Annotated in this window: 20 protein-coding genes; 7 read left to right on the top strand and 13 right to left on the bottom strand. The window is 71.1% G+C overall.

Annotated features, from left to right (window positions below; translation table 11 throughout):
• Positions 1-288: 288 nt before the first annotated feature.
• The 4 genes from DK412_RS21700 to DK412_RS21685 all read right to left on the bottom strand — a co-directional run bounded on the left by DK412_RS21700 (position 289) and on the right by DK412_RS21685 (position 3,796).
• Positions 289-987 (bottom strand): carbonic anhydrase, encoded by a 699-nt coding sequence (locus tag DK412_RS21700; RefSeq protein ID WP_109973652.1) that lies wholly within the window; start codon positions 985-987, stop codon positions 289-291.
• 28 nt (positions 988-1,015) lie between these two features.
• The gene (locus tag DK412_RS21695; RefSeq protein WP_109973651.1) at positions 1,016-1,540 is read right to left on the bottom strand and encodes an NUDIX domain-containing protein; all 525 of its coding nucleotides are present in this window, start codon (positions 1,538-1,540) and stop codon (positions 1,016-1,018) included.
• A complete protein-coding gene (locus DK412_RS21690) occupies positions 1,537-2,268 on the bottom strand; it encodes a DUF429 domain-containing protein (protein WP_109973650.1) in 732 nt (243 codons plus the stop codon). The genes DK412_RS21695 and DK412_RS21690 overlap by 4 nt, the downstream gene beginning before the upstream one ends.
• A gap of 181 nt (positions 2,269-2,449) precedes the next feature.
• The gene (locus DK412_RS21685) at positions 2,450-3,796 is read right to left on the bottom strand and encodes a D-amino acid dehydrogenase (protein WP_109975419.1); all 1,347 of its coding nucleotides are present in this window, start codon (positions 3,794-3,796) and stop codon (positions 2,450-2,452) included.
• A gap of 89 nt (positions 3,797-3,885) precedes the next feature.
• On the opposite strand from DK412_RS21685, the gene DK412_RS21680 reads away from it, so the two are divergent.
• Positions 3,886-4,335, top strand: coding sequence for an Lrp/AsnC family transcriptional regulator (locus DK412_RS21680; protein WP_244538404.1), 450 nt, complete (start codon positions 3,886-3,888; stop codon positions 4,333-4,335).
• Between the two features lie 212 nt (positions 4,336-4,547).
• On the opposite strand, the gene DK412_RS21675 is transcribed toward DK412_RS21680, so the two are convergent.
• Positions 4,548-5,243 carry a GntR family transcriptional regulator gene (locus tag DK412_RS21675; RefSeq protein ID WP_109973649.1) on the bottom strand — a complete coding sequence of 232 codons (696 nt, stop codon included), beginning with the start codon at positions 5,241-5,243 and terminating at the stop codon, positions 4,548-4,550.
• 178 nt (positions 5,244-5,421) lie between these two features.
• Here DK412_RS21675 and DK412_RS21670 point away from each other — a divergent pair, with 178 nt between their 5' ends.
• The 6 genes from DK412_RS21670 to DK412_RS21645 all read left to right on the top strand — a co-directional run bounded on the left by DK412_RS21670 (position 5,422) and on the right by DK412_RS21645 (position 11,249).
• A complete protein-coding gene (locus DK412_RS21670; RefSeq protein WP_109973648.1) occupies positions 5,422-6,447 on the top strand; it encodes an ABC transporter substrate-binding protein in 1,026 nt (341 codons plus the stop codon).
• Between the two features lie 30 nt (positions 6,448-6,477).
• Positions 6,478-7,245, top strand: a complete 768-nt coding sequence (locus DK412_RS21665) for an ABC transporter ATP-binding protein (RefSeq protein ID WP_109973647.1) — start codon at positions 6,478-6,480, stop codon at positions 7,243-7,245.
• A 34-nt stretch (positions 7,246-7,279) separates the two neighbouring features.
• Positions 7,280-8,131, top strand: a complete 852-nt coding sequence (locus tag DK412_RS21660; RefSeq protein ID WP_093570274.1) for an ABC transporter permease — start codon at positions 7,280-7,282, stop codon at positions 8,129-8,131.
• A gap of 255 nt (positions 8,132-8,386) precedes the next feature.
• Positions 8,387-10,183, top strand: coding sequence for an L-arabinonate dehydratase (araD, locus tag DK412_RS21655; protein WP_109973646.1), 1,797 nt, complete (start codon positions 8,387-8,389; stop codon positions 10,181-10,183).
• Between the two features lie 31 nt (positions 10,184-10,214).
• Positions 10,215-10,979, top strand: coding sequence for an FkbM family methyltransferase (locus tag DK412_RS21650; RefSeq protein ID WP_109973645.1), 765 nt, complete (start codon positions 10,215-10,217; stop codon positions 10,977-10,979).
• A 57-nt stretch (positions 10,980-11,036) separates the two neighbouring features.
• Positions 11,037-11,249 carry a hypothetical protein gene (locus DK412_RS21645; protein WP_204165419.1) on the top strand — a complete coding sequence of 71 codons (213 nt, stop codon included), beginning with the start codon at positions 11,037-11,039 and terminating at the stop codon, positions 11,247-11,249.
• Positions 11,250-11,305: 56 nt separating this feature from the next.
• Here DK412_RS21645 and DK412_RS21640 read toward each other — a convergent pair whose 3' ends face one another.
• The 8 genes from DK412_RS21640 to DK412_RS21605 form a co-directional block, all read right to left on the bottom strand.
• The gene (locus DK412_RS21640; RefSeq protein ID WP_109973643.1) at positions 11,306-11,539 is read right to left on the bottom strand and encodes a hypothetical protein; all 234 of its coding nucleotides are present in this window, start codon (positions 11,537-11,539) and stop codon (positions 11,306-11,308) included.
• A 299-nt stretch (positions 11,540-11,838) separates the two neighbouring features.
• Positions 11,839-12,072: a hypothetical protein gene (locus tag DK412_RS21635; RefSeq protein ID WP_093570273.1), complete on the bottom strand. Its 234-nt coding sequence runs from the start codon at positions 12,070-12,072 to the stop codon at positions 11,839-11,841.
• Between the two features lie 170 nt (positions 12,073-12,242).
• Positions 12,243-12,878, bottom strand: a complete 636-nt coding sequence (gene prfH / locus DK412_RS21630; protein ID WP_109973642.1) for a peptide chain release factor H — start codon at positions 12,876-12,878, stop codon at positions 12,243-12,245.
• Between the two features lie 2 nt (positions 12,879-12,880).
• The gene (locus DK412_RS21625) at positions 12,881-14,098 is read right to left on the bottom strand and encodes an RNA ligase RtcB family protein (protein ID WP_109973641.1); all 1,218 of its coding nucleotides are present in this window, start codon (positions 14,096-14,098) and stop codon (positions 12,881-12,883) included.
• A 569-nt stretch (positions 14,099-14,667) separates the two neighbouring features.
• Entirely contained in the window at positions 14,668-15,612 is a 945-nt protein-coding gene (locus DK412_RS21620; RefSeq protein WP_109973640.1) for a glyoxylate/hydroxypyruvate reductase A, read from the bottom strand.
• Positions 15,612-17,237 (bottom strand): ABC transporter ATP-binding protein, encoded by a 1,626-nt coding sequence (locus tag DK412_RS21615; RefSeq protein ID WP_162596272.1) that lies wholly within the window; start codon positions 17,235-17,237, stop codon positions 15,612-15,614. The genes DK412_RS21620 and DK412_RS21615 overlap by 1 nt, the downstream gene beginning before the upstream one ends.
• A 2-nt stretch (positions 17,238-17,239) precedes the next feature.
• Entirely contained in the window at positions 17,240-18,118 is an 879-nt protein-coding gene (locus DK412_RS21610; protein ID WP_162596271.1) for an ABC transporter permease, read from the bottom strand.
• Positions 18,118-19,086: an ABC transporter permease gene (locus tag DK412_RS21605; protein WP_109973638.1), complete on the bottom strand. Its 969-nt coding sequence runs from the start codon at positions 19,084-19,086 to the stop codon at positions 18,118-18,120. The genes DK412_RS21610 and DK412_RS21605 overlap by 1 nt, the downstream gene beginning before the upstream one ends.
• Positions 19,087-19,105: the final 19 nt, after the last annotated feature.

The following is a 19,105-nucleotide window of genomic DNA, read 5'->3' as shown; positions in this document are numbered from 1 at the left end:
CGATGACCCGCGCGGTGCCCCCTGCGGGCAACGGCCTCCATTCAATGGAAGCCGCCTCCAAGCGCTTGATTTCGCGGTCAGATTTTTGAGCGCGGGATCCCCTCTCCCACACGGGAGAGGGGAGACGTGCCATTTTTCGCCCCGGACAGCCCTGCACGGCCCGGGTCGGCCGGTAGCGACCGCAACCCGGGCTTCTTCCGGTCTCCCGTCATCACCGTGGATGCGGACGATGTCCTGCCGTGTGGCAGGGAGCGCGCGATCCCGATCGGTGCCGCGGCCGATCCGCGCTCAGCCCCCGCTGCCCGCCTCGTCCTGGCACCGGATCAGCTTCGTCGCGCCGGCGGCCCGGTCGGGCTCGGCGAGGCGGAACTCGCCGGTCTCGGGGTCGCGGATGCGCAACTGCCCGGTGGCGATGCCGAAATGCGCGCCGTGGAGTTGCAGCTTGCCGCGCTCGACCAGGATGCGCACGCAGGGGAACGTCATCAGGTTCTTGAGGCTGTTCGTCACCGTGGCGAATTCGAGCTGCTCCAGGTAGTCCGGCCCGCGCGGCTCGTCGCCGAGCGCCTCCGCCGCCGGGCGGATCAGCGAGACCCAGCGGCCGATGAAGTCGCCCGGCGAGAGCGGCGCGGCGTCGTCCGCGAAGGCGCGCACGCCGCCGCAGCGGGCATGGCCCAGCACCACGATGTGCTTCACCTTGAGCGCCTGCACGGCGAATTCGAGCGCCGCCGAGGTGCCGTGATACTCGCCGCCGGTCTCGAAGGGCGGAACGAGGTTGGCGACGTTGCGCACCACGAACAATTCCCCCGGCCGCGCGTCGAAGATCACCTCCGGCGAGACCCGGCTGTCGCAGCAGCTGATGATCAGGATCTCGGGGCTCTGCCCCTCGGCGAGGCTGGCGTAGCGGTCCTGCTCGCGCACGAACCGGTCGTCGAGGAAGGCGCGGTAGCCCTCCGTCAGCGCCGGGGGGAAGGGGGTCGCGTCGGTCATGATCGTGCTCCTCTCGGAAGAATCCGGCTTACGCTGCGCCCGGCCCCCACGACAACGTCACCACCTCCGGCGTCTCGCCGGCGACGAGGCGCCGGGCCAAGTCGGCGAGCCCCTGCGGCTCGACCCGCTCGTGGGTCGCGGCGAGTTCGTCGAGGGGCCACCAGCGGGTGCCGTAAACCGGGTTGTCCTCGGTCTCGGCGAGGCGGCTCGTATCCACCCGATCGTCGGGCAGCCGGACCACGAAGTAGCGCTCGCGGGCGAAGCGCGGCTTGTTGAACAGCGTGAACGGCCCGTCGCAGCGGGCGACCTGGGGCCCGAGCGGCGCGTCCGTGACGCCGATCTCCTCCTCCAGCTCGCGCCGGCAGGCTTCTTCGGGCGTCTCGCCGGGCTCGATGCCGCCGCCGGGCATGAACCAGAAGGTCCGGTCCCCCGGCCGGCCCGGATCGACGTCGCGGGAGGCCTCGTAGGCGATCAGCAGGAGCCGGCCCGCCGGGTCGAGCACCAGGGCGCGGGCGATGTCGCGGGTCGCAAGATCAGTCGGAGCTTCGGTCATGCGGGTGCCTCGCTGTGGGGAAGCGTCCAGATCGCGGCCGGCAGGCCGTGGGCGTCGCGCTCCGGCGGATCGGGATACGGCACCCCGCGCCCGTTGGCGATGGCCCGCGCGACGGCGAACGCCGCCAGCGCGTCGAGGAGGTCGTCGGGCTTGGCGCCGCGCGGGGCCGCGAGGTCGGCCGGCAGGCCGGCTCGCGCCAGGAGGTCGCGCCGCAGGGCCGCGCCGGCGGGCTTGCGCTTCGGTTCGGGGAGCGGGGTGCCGCCGTTGAGGCCCAGGAAGGCGAGTTCCGGATGCACCTCGTAGACCCGGCCCTGCAGGTCGGGCCGCGCCCGCAGCAGGCCGTCCACCTCGCGGATGCGGGGAAAGATCGCGTTGGCGGGTGGCGAGGGGGCGAAGGGCTGGGTCTCGGGCCGGCGCGACAGGGCGATGGCCGCCGTGTAGTCGGGCGCGTAGACGACGCTGCGGGCCGAGGTCGGAAAAACCGAGGCACGCCGCGGCCCGAGGAGGGCGCGGACCAGCACCTCCGCCGCGCGGCCACCGGGGCCGACCCGATCGGGCAGGCCGATCGGAATGTCGACCGCCACGATCGCGGGGGCTTCCGGCGCGTCGCAGACGGCGTCCAGGCTCGGCAGGACGCGGGCGCGGAGGGTGTCGGAGGGGCCGTCGCGCCGGCCGAAGACCGCGACCCAGCCGCCCGGGCATCCGTCCACCCCTGCGACCCACGTCATGCGCCCGATTCCCCATTAAGGGTGTGGATTTAGGGCAGGGAGGGCCGTTGTCGCGAGGCGCGTCGCTACGATTGCAGAACGAGCGCTCGCCGTCCCGCTCCACAGGGTCATCCCGGGGCCGCGTGCGCGGCCCCGGGATGACCAGGAGGGTGTCGGTGATTGTGGGTGAGAGCGGAACGCCTCACGCCGCCTTGGCGTAGCGCGCCTCGGCGAGGTCCTGGTGGTCGATCTCCGGCGCGCGGCCGCCGATCAGGTCGGCGAGCAGGCGGCCCGAGCCGCAGGCCATGGTCCAGCCGAGCGTACCGTGGCCGGTATTGGTGTAGAGGTTGGGATACGTGGTCGCGCCGACGATCGGGGTGCCGTCCGGGGTCATCGGGCGCAGGCCCGTCCAGAACTTCGCCTGGGAAACGTCGCCTCCCTCCGGGAAGAGGTCGAGGACCGAGCGCTCCAGCGTCGCCCGGCGCGGACCGCGCAGAGCCTGGCTGAAGCCGGCGAGCTCGGCCGTGCCGCCGACCCGGATGCGGTCGCCGAGCCGGGTGATCGCCACCTTGAAGGTCTCGTCCATCACGGTCGAGACCGGGGCGGCCTCGGCATCGGTGATCGGCAGGGTCAGGGAGTAGCCCTTCACCGGGTAGACCGGCAGCGCGATGCCGAGCGGCTTCAGCATCGCCGGGGTGTAGCTGCCCATGGCGGCGACGTAAGCGTCGGCCGTCAGCACCTCGCCGCCGGCGAGCCCCACGCCGGCGATCCGGCCGCCGTCCTGGCGAAGGCTGGTGATGGTGGCGCCGTAGCGGATCGTCACGCCCATGCGCTCGCAGATCGCCGCGAGACGCTGCGTGAAGAGATGCGCGTCGCCGGTCTCGTCGCCGGGGAGCCGCAGGCCGCCGACGAAGGTGCCGGCGACCCGGGCGAGCGCCGGCTCGGCCGCGACGCAGCCCGCCGGGTCGAGCACCTCGTAGGGCACGCCGTACTCGTCGAGCACGCCGGTGTCGTCGCCGACATGGTCGAGCTGCTTCTGGGTGCGGAAGAGCTGGAGCGTGCCCTTCTCGCGGTGGTCGTAGGCGATGCCGGTCTCGCGGCGCAGGTCGCGCAGCACGTCGCGGCTGTACTCGGCGAGCCGCACCATCCGGCCCTTGTTGCGGCGGTACGCGTCCTCGGTGCAGTTCGCCAGCATCTGGGCGAGCCAGCCGTAGAGCTTGGGCTCCAGGCTCGGCCACAGCACCAGCGGCCGGTGGCGCATCATCAGCCACTTCATCGCCTTGACGGGGATGCCCGGGGCGGCCCAGGGCGCCGAGTAGCCGGGGGAGACCTGGCCGGCATTGGCGAAGCTGGTCTCGAGGCCGGCGCCCGGCTGGCGGTCGAGCACCGTGACCTCGTGGCCGGCCTTGGCGAGGTAGTAGGCCGAGGTGACGCCGACCACGCCGCCGCCGAGGATCAGAACGCGCATCGCCGCAAAACCTTCTGTCGCGCCCTTGAGCCTCGTGACCGACCCGGCGCCTGGTCGATGACGAGAGTGTCGCGCAACGATCGCCGAATTTCCCGCCGGATTGCCGCAGGACGTGCGAGAGTATGCTACGACACGCACAAATCTGCGGTGGAACGACAGGAGGTTGCGCGGTGGCCGGGCGGGACGAGATCGACGCGCGCATCCTGCGCGTCCTGCGCGACGACGGGCGCATCAGCAACGCGGATCTCGCCGCCAAGGTCGGCCTGTCGCCCTCGGCCTGCCTGCGCCGCCTGCGGCTGCTGGAATCGAACGGGACGATCCGCGGCTACACCGCCCTGATCGAGGCCGACGAGCGCGAGCACCACATGGTAGTGCTGACCCAGATCACCCTGGAGCGGCAGACCGAGGAATCGCTCAACCGGTTCGAGGCGGCGGTGCGCCGCTGCCCGGAGGTGCGCGACTGCTACCTGATGACCGGCCTGTCCGATTACCTGATGCGGATCGAAGTGTCGGATGCGGGCGATTACGAGCGGTTGCACAAGGAGGTGCTGTCGCGCCTGCCGGGGGTGGCGCGGATCCAGTCGAGCTTCGCGATCCGGACGGTGGTGGGACGGGGGTAGTCTCCGCTACTAGAATAAGGCTGGCCCTTTCCCGGACGACTGCAGCGTCAGCGGAAGGAGATCCGGGATCCCGCAATTAAACTTCGCGAAGCGCCCGTCTGCCCACGATGGTGTAAAAGCAGAGCCGCTTCGCGGCACTTCTCCCCTGGTTCCCGGATCTCCTTCCGCTGACGCTCCAGTCGTCCGGGAAAGGGTGGGGGACGTGGGTGAGGTCACGCGAAATATGCCGGCCACCGCGCCCGGATCTCGTCACCCAGCGCGATCGACTTCGAGAGATGGTCGCGAACCGCCTCCTGCGCCGCCTCAGCCGTCCCCTCGGCCAAAGCTGCCACGATCCGCCGGTGATCGGCCACGATCTGCTGTGCCTTGCCCTCCACCGGCAGGTGCAGGCGGCGCAGGCGGTCGATGTGGCCGCTGCGGCTGCGGATCAGGTCCCACAGGTCGGGCACGTCCGCCGCGTCGCACAGGGCGCGGTGGAAGGCTTCGTCGCTGGCCGACAGGCGGGCGAGGTCGCCCTGATCCGCAAAAATCCCCTGCTCGGTCACGAAGGCCTGGAGCCGGGCGACGAGCGCCCGGTCGGGCGCGAGCGCCAGGGTGCGCACCACCTCCTGCTCGACGGCACGGCGCAGGAACTGCGCCTGGCGGGCCGCCGCGAGGTCGATGCGGCTCACCACCGTCGCCGATTGCGGGAAGATGTCGACCAGGCCCTCTTCCTGGAGGCGCAGCAGCGCGTCGCGGATCGGGGTGGCGCTCAGCCCGAAGCTCGCCTGCAATTCGGGCCGCGACAGCACCGTGCCGGGCGCGAGGTCGAGCGCGACGATTTTTTCCCGGATGAGATCGAAGACCTGGGGGGCGGCGTGGCGCGAGCGGTCGCGCAGACGCTGCGCACCGGCGAAGACGGCGTTCATGGCGATCGAACTCTAACAGCGGCACGGGGCAACCGGAGCGGCCCCGGGCACAGCCTAACACGGCGCGTTCCCGGTTGACATACTAATGCATTACCATTTTAGTGAGGGGGCCAGGCCGACGATTCAGAACCACAGCGGCCGGCACGCGCCGCCCTGAAGCGGCCCCGGGAGAACGCTCATGATCCACTCGCCCGCGCGCCGCGTCTTCGCGGCGGGCCTCCTCGCCGCCAGCGCAGTGGTCGCCGGCTTCGGCCCGGCCGTCGCGCAGCAGAAGAGCGAGATCGCGATCACGCGCCAGCCCGGCATCATCTACCTGCCGACCCACATCATCGAGAAGCAGGGGCTGATCGAGAAGCACGCCGAGAAGCTCGGTGTGCCGGGCGTGAAGACGAAGTGGATCACCTTCTCGGGCGGCGGCAGCCAGACCGACGCGCTGCTCGCCGGCGGGGTCGACATCGTCAATACCGGCACCGGCAACCTGCTGCTGCTGTGGGACCGCACGCGGGGCGGGGTGAAGGGCATCGTCGCCACCTCGGCGCTGCCGCTGCTGCTCGTCAGCCGCGACCCGAAGATCAAGACGGTCAAGGATATCGCGCCCGGCGACAAGATCGCGGTGCCGACCGTCAAGGTCTCGACGCAGGCGATCCTGCTCCAGATGGCGGCGGGCGAGATCTGGGGCGCCGACCAGTCCGGCCGGCTCGACGCCAACACGGTGCAGCTCGGGCACCCGGACGCGGCGATCGCGCTCGCCAACCCCACCCACGAGATCAAGACCCACTTCGCCGCGCCGCCGTTCCAGTACGTCGAATTGCGCACCGTCCCGGGCGCCCACATCGTCGCCCGCTCGCCCGACATCATCGGCGGGCCGCTGACGCAGGGCCAGTTCTTCACCACCACCAAGTTCGCCGACGCCAACCCGAAGATCGTCCAGGCGGTGCGGGCCGCATCGGAAGAGGCGCAGGCCCTGATTCGCCAGGACACGCGCAAGGCGGTCGAGATCTACCGCGAGGTGACCGGCGACAAGACCAGCGTCGAGGACCTGCTGAGCTACCTGGGTGAGCCCGGCATGATGGAGTTCAACCTCCAGCCGCAAGGCACGATGCGCTTCGCCGAACATCTCGGCCGGATCGGCACTCTTCGCAACAAGCCGAAGGCCTGGACCGATTACTACCTGCCGGTCGCCCACGACCTGAACGGCAACTGACGCGACCTCGCCGAGAAGGGACACGCCATCATGACCGCGCTCCTCGACGTCCGCGGCGTCACCTTGCGCTACAAGACCCCCAACGTGCTCGTCACCGCGACCGAGCGCGTCAGCTTCAAGGTCGACACCTCCGACCGCTTCGTGCTGCTCGGGCCGTCCGGCTGCGGCAAGTCCACCCTGCTCAAGGCGGTGGGCGGCTACATGCACCCGACCGAGGGCGAGATCCGCATCAAGGACCGGGTAGTCAAGGAGCCCGGGGCCGACCGGATGATGGTCTTCCAGGAGTTCGACCAGCTCCTGCCCTGGAAGACGGTGCTGGAGAACGTGATGTTCCCGCTCCTCAACGCCCGCAAGATGCCCCGCCGCGAGGCGGAGGAGCGGGCGCGGGCCTACATCGAGAAGGTCAGCCTGACCCGCGCCGTCGACAGCTACCCCCACACCCTGTCCGGCGGCATGAAGCAGCGCGTGGCGATTGCCCGCGGCATGGCGATGGAGCCCGACATCCTCCTGATGGACGAGCCCTTCGCGGCGCTCGACGCGCTCACGCGGCGCACCTGCCAGGACGAGCTGCTGCAGCTGTGGGAGGAGACGAAGTTCACGGTGCTCTTCGTCACCCACTCGATCGCCGAGGCGATCAAGATCGGCAACCGCATCCTCCTGCTCTCGCCCCATCCGGGCCGGGTCAAGGCCGAGGTGCGCGACGTCGACAAGGTCTCGGCGCATGACGGCAGCGCCGGCCAGCTCGAGCAGCAGATCCACGACCTGCTGTTCACCGACGAGCCCGCCCATCACCATTGAGCGCCGAGCGCGAGAGGCAACCATGAGCGCCACCATGCCGGCCCGCATCATCATGAGCGATGCGGCCCCCGCCGCCGACGGCGCGGTCGAGCGCCAGCTCGGCACCGCCGAGATCCTGTGGAACAGCGGCTTCGTCCGCAAGACCGCGATCATCATCGTGCTGGCGCTGATCTGGGAGATCTACGCCCGCTTCCTCGACAACCCGCTTCTGTTCCCGACCTTCTCCGACACCGTCACGACGTTGTGGCAGCAGACCCTCGACGGCACGATCCCGAACCGCGCCTTCACGTCGATCAAGGTGCTGCTGATGGGCTACGCCGCCGGCATCCTGCTCGCCGCGACGCTCACCATGGTGGCGATCTCGACCCGCATCGGCACCGACTTCCTCGAGACGATGACGGCGATGTTCAACCCGCTGCCGGCCATCGCGCTCCTGCCGCTGGCGCTGATCTGGTTCGGCCTCGGCAACGGCAGCCTGGTCTTCGTGCTGATCCACTCGGTCCTGTGGGCGGTGGCGCTCAACACCCATTCGGGCTTCCGCGGCGTCTCGAACACGCTGCGGATGGTCGGGCGCAATTACGGCCTGAAAGGGATCCCCTACGTCACCAAGATCCTGATCCCGGCGGCGTTCCCGTCGATTCTGACGGGTCTCAAGATCGGCTGGGCCTTCGCCTGGCGCACGCTCATCGCGGCGGAGCTGGTCTTCGGCGTGTCGTCGGGGGCGGGGGGCCTCGGTTGGTTCATCTTCGAGAACCGCAACCTCCTCGACATCCCCGCCGTCTTCGCCGGCCTGCTCACCGTGATCATCATCGGCCTCGTGGTCGAGAACCTGATCTTCCGCACGCTGGAGCGGCGGACGGTGCAGAAATGGGGCCTGCAGCACTGAGCACCCAACCCTCCCCCTTCCGCGGGGGAGGGTGCCCGGCTGCGAGTGCGAAGCACGCGTGCGCCGGGCGGGAGAGGCGACCGCGACGTTGATCCAGCGGGCGCCCTTCACCCCGGTCGCGACCGCTCCGGAAGCGGCGTCCCCTCTCCCGGCCCCTGCTGACGCAAGGGCCACCCTCCCCCGCAGAGGGGGGAGGGAATGGGCGTCGCGGGACTGATAGATCTGAACGACAACAACCAACAGGAGCCGAAAACCATGGCCCGCGATCCGCTCACCCCGCCCGAACTCGAGCCCGGCAGCATTCCGGACGGCCCGCAGGCCGTGCGCCGCGAGCCCGCCTCCTTGCGCTCCGCGCGCTGGTTCGGCCCGGCGGACCTGCGCTCCTTCGGGCATCGCTCGCGGGCGATGCAGATGGGCTACACGCCCGAGGAATGGACCGGCAAGCCGGTCATCGCGATCCTCAACACCTGGTCCGACCTCCAGCCCTGCCACGCCCACTTCAAGCACCGCGTCGACGACGTGAAGCGCGGCATCCTGATGGCGGGGGGCTTCCCCGTGGAGCTGCCGGCGATCTCGGTCTCCGAGAGCTTCGTCAAGCCGACCACCATGCTCTACCGCAACATGCTGGCGATGGAGACCGAGGAGCTGCTGCGCTCCCACCCGGTCGACGGCGCGGTGCTGATGGGCGGCTGCGACAAGTCCACGCCCGGTCTCCTGCTCGGCGCCACGAGCATGAACCTGCCGGCGATCTACATCCCGGCAGGTCCCATGCTCCGCGGCAACTGGCAGGGCAAGGTGCTGGGCTCCGGCTCCGACAGCTGGAAGTACTGGGACGAGCTCCGCGCCGGCAAGATCACCGACCAGGACTGGCTCGGGATCGAGGGCGGCATCGCCCGCTCCTACGGCACCTGCATGACCATGGGCACCGCCTCGACCATGACGGCGATCGCGGAAGCCGTCGGCATGGTGCTGCCCGGCGGCTCGTCGATCCCCGCGGCCGATGCCGGGCACATTCGGCTCTGCTCGGAATCCGGCCGGCGCATCGTCGACATGGTGTGGGAGGATCTGACGCCGCAGCGGATCCAGACCCGCGAGGCCTACGAGAACGCGATCGCCGTCGCGATGGCGATGGGCTGCTCGACCAACGCCATCATCCACCTGATCGCCATGGCGCGCCGCGCCGGCCACGCCATCGGCCTCGACGATTTCGAGCGCTACAGCCGCATCGTCCCGGTGATCGGCAACGTCAGGCCCAGCGGCAACACCTACCTGATGGAGGACTTTTATTACGCCGGCGGCATCCGCGCGCTGATGAACGAGATCCGCGAGCACCTGCATCTCGACTGCCTCACCGTCAGCGGTCAGACCCTCGGCGAGGTGATCGAGGGCGCGAAGGTCTACAATGCCGACGTGATCCGCCCGCTCTCGAACCCGGTCTACGGCCAGGGCTCGCTCGCGGTGCTGAAAGGCAACCTCGCGCCGAGCGGCTGCGTCATCAAGCCGGCGGCGATGGACCAGCGCTTCCTCAAGCATTCCGGCCCGGCCCTCGTCTTTGACGATTACCCCTCGCTCAAGGCGGCGATCGACGACGAGAACCTGGACGTCACCGCCGACCACGTCCTGGTGCTGCGCAATGCCGGACCGCAGGGCGGCCCCGGCATGCCCGAATGGGGCATGCTGCCGATGCCGAAGAAGCTCCTGAAGGAGGGGCACCGCGACATGCTGCGCCTGTCGGATGCGCGGATGAGCGGCACCAGCTACGGCGCCTGCGTGCTCCACGTCGCACCCGAATCCTACATCGGCGGGCCGCTGGCGCTGCTGCGCACCGGCGACATCGTCAGCGTCGACGTCGAGGCGCGGTCGATCCGCATGGAGGTGTCGGACGAGGAGCTGGAGAGCCGCCGCGCCGCCTGGACCCCGCCGGCGCCCCGCTACGAACGCGGCTACGGCGTGATGTTCTCGCGCCACATCCAGCAGGCGGACGAGGGCTGCGACTTCGACTTCCTGCGCACCGAGTACGGCGCCCCGGTGCCCGAGCCGGCGATCTACTGATACGGCTCCGGACGAGAATCCGGAGTCCCCCATGATCCGCCCGACCATGGCCCGCCCGAAAGGCACCGCCGCCGCGATCGGCCGCTCGCTGCGGCTCTACCGCGGCGCGGAGGCGCCGGCCGCCGCCATGGACGCCCTCTATCGCCGCTTCGTGCGCCCGAGCGACCTGGTGTTCGATGTCGGCGCCCATGTCGGCGATCGGGTCGCGGCCTTCCGCCGCCTCGGCGCCCGGGTCGTGGCGCTGGAGCCGCAGCCCGGGCCGGCCCGGGCCTTGCGCCTGCTCCACGGCCGCGACCCGGACGTGATCCTGGTCGCGGCGGCGGTGAGCGACGCGGCCGGCGAGGTCGTGTTCCACCTGAACTCGGCCAATCCCACCGTCTCCTCGGCCTGCGCCGATTTCGTCGCGGGGGCGGCGGGCGCGCCGGGCTGGGAGGGGCAGGTCTGGGACCGGCGCATCACGGTACCGGCCACCACCCTCGACCGGCTGGTGGCCGAGCACGGCCGCCCGGCCTTCGTGAAGATCGACGTCGAGGGATTCGAGGACAGGGTGCTGGCGGGACTCTCGGTGCCGCTTCCCGCCCTGTCCTTCGAGTTCACCACCATCGCGCGGGACACCGCGCTTCGCTGCCTCGACCGGCTCGCGGCGCTGGGGCCGTACGGGTTCGACGTCGCGCTCGGCGAGAGCCAGGCCCTGCGCTTCGGGCGCCTCGTCGGCCGGGACGAGATGGCGGCGCATCTCGTGGCGCTGCCGATGGCGGCGAATTCCGGGGATGTCTACGCGGTGCTCCGGGCCTGAGCAGGCAAGCCTTTACGCCTTCGCGCGACGCTCGGAGCGTGGGGCATGGAGGACGGCATGAGCGGGCGGATCGGGGTGTGTCTGGCGGCCGCGCTGAGCATGCTGTGGCCCGGGAGCGAGGCCTGTGCCGGCGCGTCCACCGCCCGGACGCAGCATCTCCTCGACGCGATGACGCGCCACGACCTGTGTGCACGGGACGATGCGGGCCTGAAGCGGCTCCACCGCGATCTGTCGAAGCGCTCCGCCACGAAGGCCGGCGCGACGCGGTAGGGTCTGAGGCGGGTGCCGGCTCCCATGGCCGGCACCGGTCTCGTGGAGCGGATCGCTCAGTCGGCCGAGCGCACGATCTTGGTGATGGCGAGCGGCGGGCGGCCCGACTTCTCCGCGATGTCGCGGTCCTGCTCCTCGATCACCTGGCGGACGGCGCTGTCGACGTCGTGCTCCAGGGTGGCGGTGCGGGGGACCCGCCGGTTGGAGCGGCGCGAGCCATCCTCGTAGTAGACGTCGAACAGGACGAAGCCCGTATCCTGCACCTTCGGCTTCTGCTTCGAACGCAGCATGGTCGTTGACTCTTCTTGGCGGCGGAGCACACGGCGTGAAAGCGCGGCTTGGGAGCCACGCTGCGGTGCGGCCCGCGCCGCGAGGGGGAGGATCGATCGGGTGATGGCGGTCCTTCGGGCGCCCGGTCGGGGGCCCGCCTCGGAGGGGCGAGCGCGCGACGCATGCGTGGATATGGGCCCGAACGCCGCCGAACGCCAGCGCGAAGCGCCAGCGTCGATGCCGCACTGCGTCAGATGCCGTGCAGGACGGCCGCGAAGACGCCTCGCGGGTGTAGGGACGCCGTAAAGCGGTCCGGCGATCAGCCGGTATACATCACCGCCGCCACCGGGGCGGGCTTGGTCCGGGCCGTGTGGGTCATCGCCCAGATCGACCAGGCGGCCAGCCCCGAGCAGGAGAGCAGCACCAGCCCGCGGACGTAGCGCCCGCGATGGATGTCGCGCACGGCATAGACCGGCAGCAGCGCCGCCTTGGCGATGTTGCGCAGGGCCAGAACCATCAGGATTGCCAGGAAGGCCGTCACTGTCCCGAGCATGTCCATCCCCCCTTCGGCTGGTACGCCATGGCGAAGCTTATCCCCGCAACTCAGCGAAACGAAGCCACCCGCCCAAAAATATCGCTGCGGCGTGTCAACCCAGCCACCGGGACTCTGCGCGCCGAATGGTTAACGAGGGGTAGCGTGGCCGTGCGGGCCGGCCGGGGCGATCATCGCACCCGCGCGAAATCCGGCCCCGCATAGGCGCGCCCCGCGCTCCCGCCCCGATCCGCGACCGCGACGGTGAGGGCCCAGCGCGCCTGTGCGCCGTCCCGCGCCCGAGCTTCCGCCCGCGCCCGGAGCGCGAGCCCGAGCCGCGCGAGGGCCAGCGCCCGGTTGCGGTGCTGGCTGCGCTCGGTGTCGCAGGTGATCGCGAGGCCGCTCGGCCGGTGGTGCAGCCGAACGGCGCTGTCGGTGGTGTTGACATGCTGGCCGCCGGCGCCCGACGCGCGAAAGGTCTCCCAGCGCAGGTCGGCCTCCCGGATGCCGAGATCCTCGATCCGCGGCGGCACCACCCGGGCGACGGAGACGAACCAGTTCTTGCGCCCGTGTCCCGGCCGGAGCGGGCTCGGGCAGGTCCACCGGACCGTGCCCTCCCAGGACCGGGCCAGGGGTTCGACGCGCGCCTCGTCGCCGTCGAGGCGGACGAGGGCGGAGAGCAGGCCGGGCCTGCCCGGCACCGTCTCCACGACCCTGGCGGAGAGGCCGGACGCCGCGGCTTCCCGCACCAGCACGTCGCAGAGGCCGGCTACGCCGAGCCGGCATTCGCCGGGCCCGCGGCCAGCGCTGAGCTGCAAGAGGACCATCCTCAGCGCCCCCCGTACTTGGCCGCACGGGCGCCGCGGCGCTCGCGCAGGCGGGCCTGCTTGTCGGCCCGGGCCGGACCGTCCGGATCGAGCGAGCACTTGAAGGTGACGAGCGGGTGCAGGATCGCGATCACCCGCACCAGCCCGGCCGCCTCCAGGTCGCCGACGACGGAGGTGGCCGGCTTGTAGGCCGGCGCCGCCTCTTCCCACAGCAGACGCTCGTCACCGCAGACGACCACGCCGCCATAGGGATTCCGGGCGAGGTCCTCCCGGCGCAGGCGCCCCTTGAGCTTGGCCTTCGCCTCGTGCCGCCCGAGCTTGCGCCCGGCGCCGTGGGCGAGCGACCACAGGGTGTCGGCCCGGTCGGGCACCGGCTCGACGAGGACGCTCACGTCGCCCCGCGAGCCGGGCACCACCACCGGCCCGCGATCGGCCGGGGCCGCGCCCTTGCGGTGGAGATGGCAGCGGCAGCCGCCCGCCTCCACCGGCGTGACGCCGTTGTGGCAGAGATCGAGCAGGCATCGCCCCTCGCCGCCAAGGGCGGCGAGGGCCCGGTGGGCGACGAGGTCGCGGTTGGCCCGGGCCCAGGCGACCGCCGCGTCGTGGGCGGCGAGGTAGGCCTCGCCCTCCGGGGCGTCGGCCTCGAGGCCCAAGGCGCCGTACCGCTCGGTATGGGCCCGCAGGATCGATTCGCCGAGGCCTCGGCTGCCGGTATGGACCAGCAGGGCGAGGCGGGCAGGATCGAGCCCGATCCGCGCCGCCGCGTCGGGATCGCGGATCTCGGCGACGGTCTGCACCTCCAGGAAGTGGTTGCCGTGCCCGACCGTGCCGAGGGAGGCGTCGTAGGCGGTGGCCGAGACGCCGCGCTGCCTGAGCCAGCCGGCGGTGTCGCCGTCCCACGGCGCGTCGAGCCCGTCGAGCCGGGCGGCGATCCTGTCGGGATCGGCCCGGCGTCGGGACAGGTCGGTCTGCCAGAGCGCCATGCCGCAGCCGATGTCGGAGCCGACCAGGGTCGGCCGGATCAGGCCCTCCGACAGGAAGGCCGCGCCGACCGGACCGTTCTTGCCGGGATGGAGGTCCGGCATGCCGACGGTTTCGCGCATGCCGGGAAGCGCGCCGGTCTCGTCGAGCTGGCGCAGGGCCTCACCCTCGATCCAGGTCGAGGCGGAGGCGACCACGCGAACGCCGGGGGCGCGCGTGGCGATGAGGGACTTGCCCATGAGGGATGTGGATTCCGGAGTCGCCGCAGCGACCTTGAGACGAGCTTCGGCGAGCGGACGAGCCGCCCCACCGCATCAGAACGCCGGTCCGCCGCGCATGCGGGGATCCTCGCGTCGTTGCCCCGTCAGAGGACGGGGCGGGCATGGACCACTGCCATGGCTCGCCCTCCTGCCGGGTCCCGTCCCGGTCCACATTCTCGATGATACCGCACCGGAAGACATACGGCAATCCGAACGCCGTCGACGATCAAACGATTGCCGCTTGATGCATTCGAATAATGATCAAGCGCATCTCCCCTCTCCCGTGTGCGAGAGGGGCCGTGGGGATCGAAGATCCCGCGTGAGGGTGGCTCGGCTTCCGTAATGATCCTGAACCGTCGAGCTGCCGGCACGACGGTCACAGCTTCACAATGAGGCGTGTCACCCTGCGCGATCTACGATCGCCCCTACCCCTCTCCCACACCTTGCAGCAATACCGGGCAAGGATCTCTGGCAAGCCCGGCATCGCCTGAAGAGGGGATCCCGCGCCATATACTTCGAGCGTTTGTTGAAAATATTTTACCTTTTACCTAATACCCCCGCGCCGCATTCACCGTATCCGGCGGCACCCGTCCCTCCCGCACCGCTTCGGCGGCGGCGAGCAGGGTGCGGGCGACGGCCTGGGGGCTCGCGTCGCAGGCCTCGTGCGGGGTGACGCGGATCGCCGGATGGTCCCAGAACGGGTGCGCGGGCGGCAGCGGCTCGGTCGCGAACACGTCGAGGGCGGCGCCGGCGAGGTGGCCGGATTCGAGGGCGGCGAGGAGATCCGCCTCGATCAGGTGCTCGCCGCGGCCGACCTGGATCAGGAAGCCGCCCGGGCGCAGGCGCGACAGGAGGCGGGCATCGAGGATGCCGCGCGTCTCCGGCGTCAGCGGCAGCAGGTTCACCAAGACCTCGCTCTCGCCGAGCATCGCCGGGAGCCCGTCCGGCCCGTGATGGTGGATGACGCCGGGATCCGGGCTCTGCGGGTTCCGGCTCCAGGCCCGCACCGGGAAGCCGAGGGCGGCGAGGTCACGGGCGACGCGCCGGCCGATCTTGCCGTAGCCGAGAAGCCCGACCGGCACCGCGCCCGCGTCCCGCGGGCAGAGGCGGCGCCAGACCCGGTCGCGCTGGTTCGCCGCATAGGCGTCGAAGCGGCGCTGGTGGCCGATGACGTGCCAGAGCACGAAGCCCGACATCGCCCGCGCCTGGTCGGGATCGACGACGCGCACCACCGGCAGGTCGGGCGGGCGGCCGGGGCAGGCGAGCAGGTTGTCGACGCCCGCCGCGATCGAGCAGAGGGCCGCGAGGTTGGGGTAGCGCGCCAGCGCGTCGGCGGGCGGGCGCCAGCCCAGCGCCAGGCGCACCCGCTCGGGGTTCTCCGCCGGATGGTCGAGGATCTCGACCCGGTCGGCGATGGCCTCGAGCGCGTCGCCGTACAGCCCGCGGATGTCGGTGGTGGAGCTGAGCAGCACGCAGGGCAGACGGTCCATCATCACGCCGCCTGCCGCACCCGCCCCGGCACCGCGTCGAGCAGCGCGCGGGTATAGGGGTGCTCGGGATTGGCGAAGAGCGCGCTCGCGGTCTTCAGCTCGACGATCTCGCCCTGGCGCATCACCGCGATCCGGTCACAGATCTGCGCCGCCACCCGGAGGTCGTGGGTGATGAACAGCATCGACAGCCCGAGCCGCGCCTTCAGATCCTCGAGGAGCGCCAGCACCTGCGCCTGGACCGAGACGTCGAGGGCCGAGACCGCCTCGTCGGCGACCAGGACCTCGGGTTCGAGGGCGAGCGCCCGGGCGATGCCGATGCGCTGGCGCTGGCCGCCGGAGAATTCGTGCGGGAAACGTTCCAGCGCCTTCTCGTCGAGGCCGACGAGGCCGAGGAGGCGGCGCGCCCGCTCCATCGCTTCCGTCGGAGGCACCCCGTGCGCCACCGGCCCGTCGGCGATGATGCGCCCGACGCTGCGGCGCGGGTTGAGCGAGGCGAAGGGATCCTGAAAGACCATCTGGATCCGGCTGCGGGCCTGGCGCAGGGCCTCGCCCTTCAGCCCCGTCAGGTCGGTGTCGCCGAGGCGGACACAGCCGGCATCGGGCTCGATCAGCCGCATGACGAGGCGCGCGACCGAGGATTTGCCCGAGCCCGATTCGCCGACGAGGCCGAGCGTCTCGCCGCGGTGGAGCGCGAAGGCCACGTCCCGGGCCGCCGCGGTGCGCCTCTTCCCCCGCCACAGCCCGCCGCCGGTGACGTAGGTCTTCTGCAGGCCCGTCACCTCGACCGCTTTCGGGCCCGAGAGGGGCGGCCGGACCGGCGGGTCCATGGTCGGCACGGCGGCGAGCAGCGTGCGGGTATAGGGCGCCTGCGGCCGGCCGAGCACGGCATTCGCCGGCCCCTCCTCCACCACCCGTCCGTGGCGCAGCACCAGCACCCGGTCGGCGATCTCCGCCACCACGCCGAAATCGTGGGTGATGAACAGGACCGCCATGTTGCGGCGGCGCTGCAGGTCGCGGATCAGCTTCAGGATCTGGGCCTGGGTCGTGACGTCGAGCGCCGTCGTCGGCTCGTCGGCCACCAGCACCGCCGGTTCCAGCGCCAGCGCCATCGCGATCATCGCCCGCTGGCGCTGCCCGCCCGAAAGCTGATGGGGATAGGAGCGGACGATCTGCTCCGGGTTCGGCAGCCCGACCTCGCCGGCGAGCGCCACCGCGCGGGCACGGCGCTCCTTCGGCGTCAGCTGGCCGTGGGCCTCGAACATCTCGGCCATCTGGTCGCCGATCCGCATCAAGGGGTTGAGCGCCGTCATCGGCTCCTGGAAGATCATCGCGATCCGCCGGCCGCGGGTGTCGCGCCAGGCGGCATCGTCCTGCGCGAGCAGGTCGGTGTCGCCGAGGCGGATCGTGCCGGAGACCGGCCGCACCGCCTTCGGCAGAAGGCCCATCAGGGCGTGGGCGCACATCGACTTGCCGGAGCCCGATTCGCCGACGAGGCACAGGATCTCGCCGGCGACGAGATCGAAGGACACGCCGTCGACGGCGTTCGGCCGGTCGCCGCCCTGGGGAAGGGCGAGGCTCAAGTTCCGGACCGCGACGGCGATCCGCTTGGTGTCGCTCACGGCGTTCATCGTCAGCGCTCCCGGGACAGGCGCGGGTTGAGGGCGTCGTTCAGCCCCTCGCCGATCAGGTTGAGGGCGAGCACGGTGAGCAGGATGACGAGGCCCGGGAAGGCGGTGATCCACCAGGCCTGCCGGATCACCGTGCGGCCGGCCCCGACCATGAAGCCCCAGGACATCCGGTTCGGATCGCCGAGGCCGAGGAAGGAGAGCGAGGATTCGAGCAGGATCGCGGTCGCCACCATCAGCGAGGCCAGGACGACGATCGGCGACAGGGTGTTGGGCAACACCTCCCGGCGCAGGATGGTGAAGGTGGTCTGGCCCGTCACGATCGCCGCCTGGACGTATTCGCGCGAGCGCAAGGAGAGCACCTCGCCCCGCACCAGCCGGGTCACCGGCGGCCAGCTGACCAGCGCGATGGCGAGGATCATCGAGGAGAGCGAGGGCTGGAGGATCGCCACGAGCACGATGGCGAGCGCGAAGCTCGGGACGGTCTGGAACAGCTCGGTGAAGCGCATGAGCGCATCGTCGACCCGGCCGCCGAGATAGCCGGCGAGCGCGCCCAGCGGCACGCCGATGAGGAGGGCGGCGAGCGTCGAGACGAGGCCGACGATCAGCGAGACGCCGGCCCCGTGCATCAGCCCGGCGGCGATGTCGCGCCCGAGCGCGTCGGTGCCGAGCGGCACCCGCTCCAGGGTGAAGGGCGGCACGAAGGGCCGCTGCACCATCCGCCAGGGCGAGGTCGGGTAGAGGACCGGGGCGAGGAAGGCCGCGGCGACGACCAGGCAGAGGATCACGAGGCCGATCACCGCGCCCGGATGGCGCAGGAAGGCGGCGAGCGGCCCGCGGCGGCGCGACCGGGCCGAGGCGGCCAGGGGAACGGCATTGCTCATCACGCCACCTCGATGCGGGGATCGACCGCGCGGTAGACCACGTCGGTGACGAGGTTGAAGACCAGCACCATCGCGGAGGAGACCACGAAGACGCCGAGGAGAAGATTGTAGTCGCGCTGGAGCAGCGCCTCGTACATCAGGCGCCCGATCCCCGGCCAGGCGAACACCGTCTCGGTGAGCACCGCGCCGCCGACCAGCGTCCCGGCCTGAAGACCGGCCAGCGTCACCACGGGCAGGAGGGCGTTGCGCAGGATGTGCCGGCGCTGGATCACCCCCTCGGTCAAGCCCTTGGCCCGCGCCGTCTTCACGAAGTCGAGCCGCGAGACCTCGAGCATCGAGGAGCGGGTCATCCGCACGTAGACCGCCATGAAGAACAGCCCGAGGGTGAGGGCCGGCAGCACCAGGTGGTGGGCGATGTCGAGGGCGCGGGACAGCCCGGTATAGCCGGCGCCCACGGTCTCGAAACCGAAGCTCGGCAGCCATTCGAGCCGGACCGAGAACAGGATGATCGCCATCAGCGACACCCAGAACAGCGGCGTGGCGTAGAACAGGAGCGCGAGCCCGGTGATCGCGGTGTCGGCGAACGTGCCGGCCCGCCGCGCGGCGAGCGCGCCCAGCAGCACCCCGAGCGAGAGCGAGACCGCGAAGGCGCTGCCGGTGAGGAGCAAAGTCGCCGGCAGCCGCTCGCCGATCAGCGTCGCCACCGGCATCTGCTGGCGCACCGAGTAGCCGAGATCGAGCTTGACGATGCTGCCGAGATACGCGCCGAGCTGGCTCGGCAGCGGCTGGTCGAGGGCGAACTTTTCCCTGAGCTGCGCGATGAAGGCCTCGTCGCCGGCCCCCGCCTCGCCGGCCATCACCAGGGCCGGGTCGCCGGGGGCGAGGCGGATCAGGAAGAAGTTCAGGACCACGATGGCGAGGAGCACCACGACGCCCTTCGCCACCCGCTGCGCGAGAAAGCCCACCATGCCGTTATTCCTCAGCGGT

It is taken from the genome of Methylobacterium sp. 17Sr1-1, from assembly GCF_003173775.1.
Classification (GTDB): Bacteria; Pseudomonadota; Alphaproteobacteria; order Rhizobiales; family Beijerinckiaceae; genus Methylobacterium.
The sequence above is the reverse complement of the archived record's forward strand: the minus strand, read 5'-3'. Positions and strand labels throughout refer to the sequence as shown.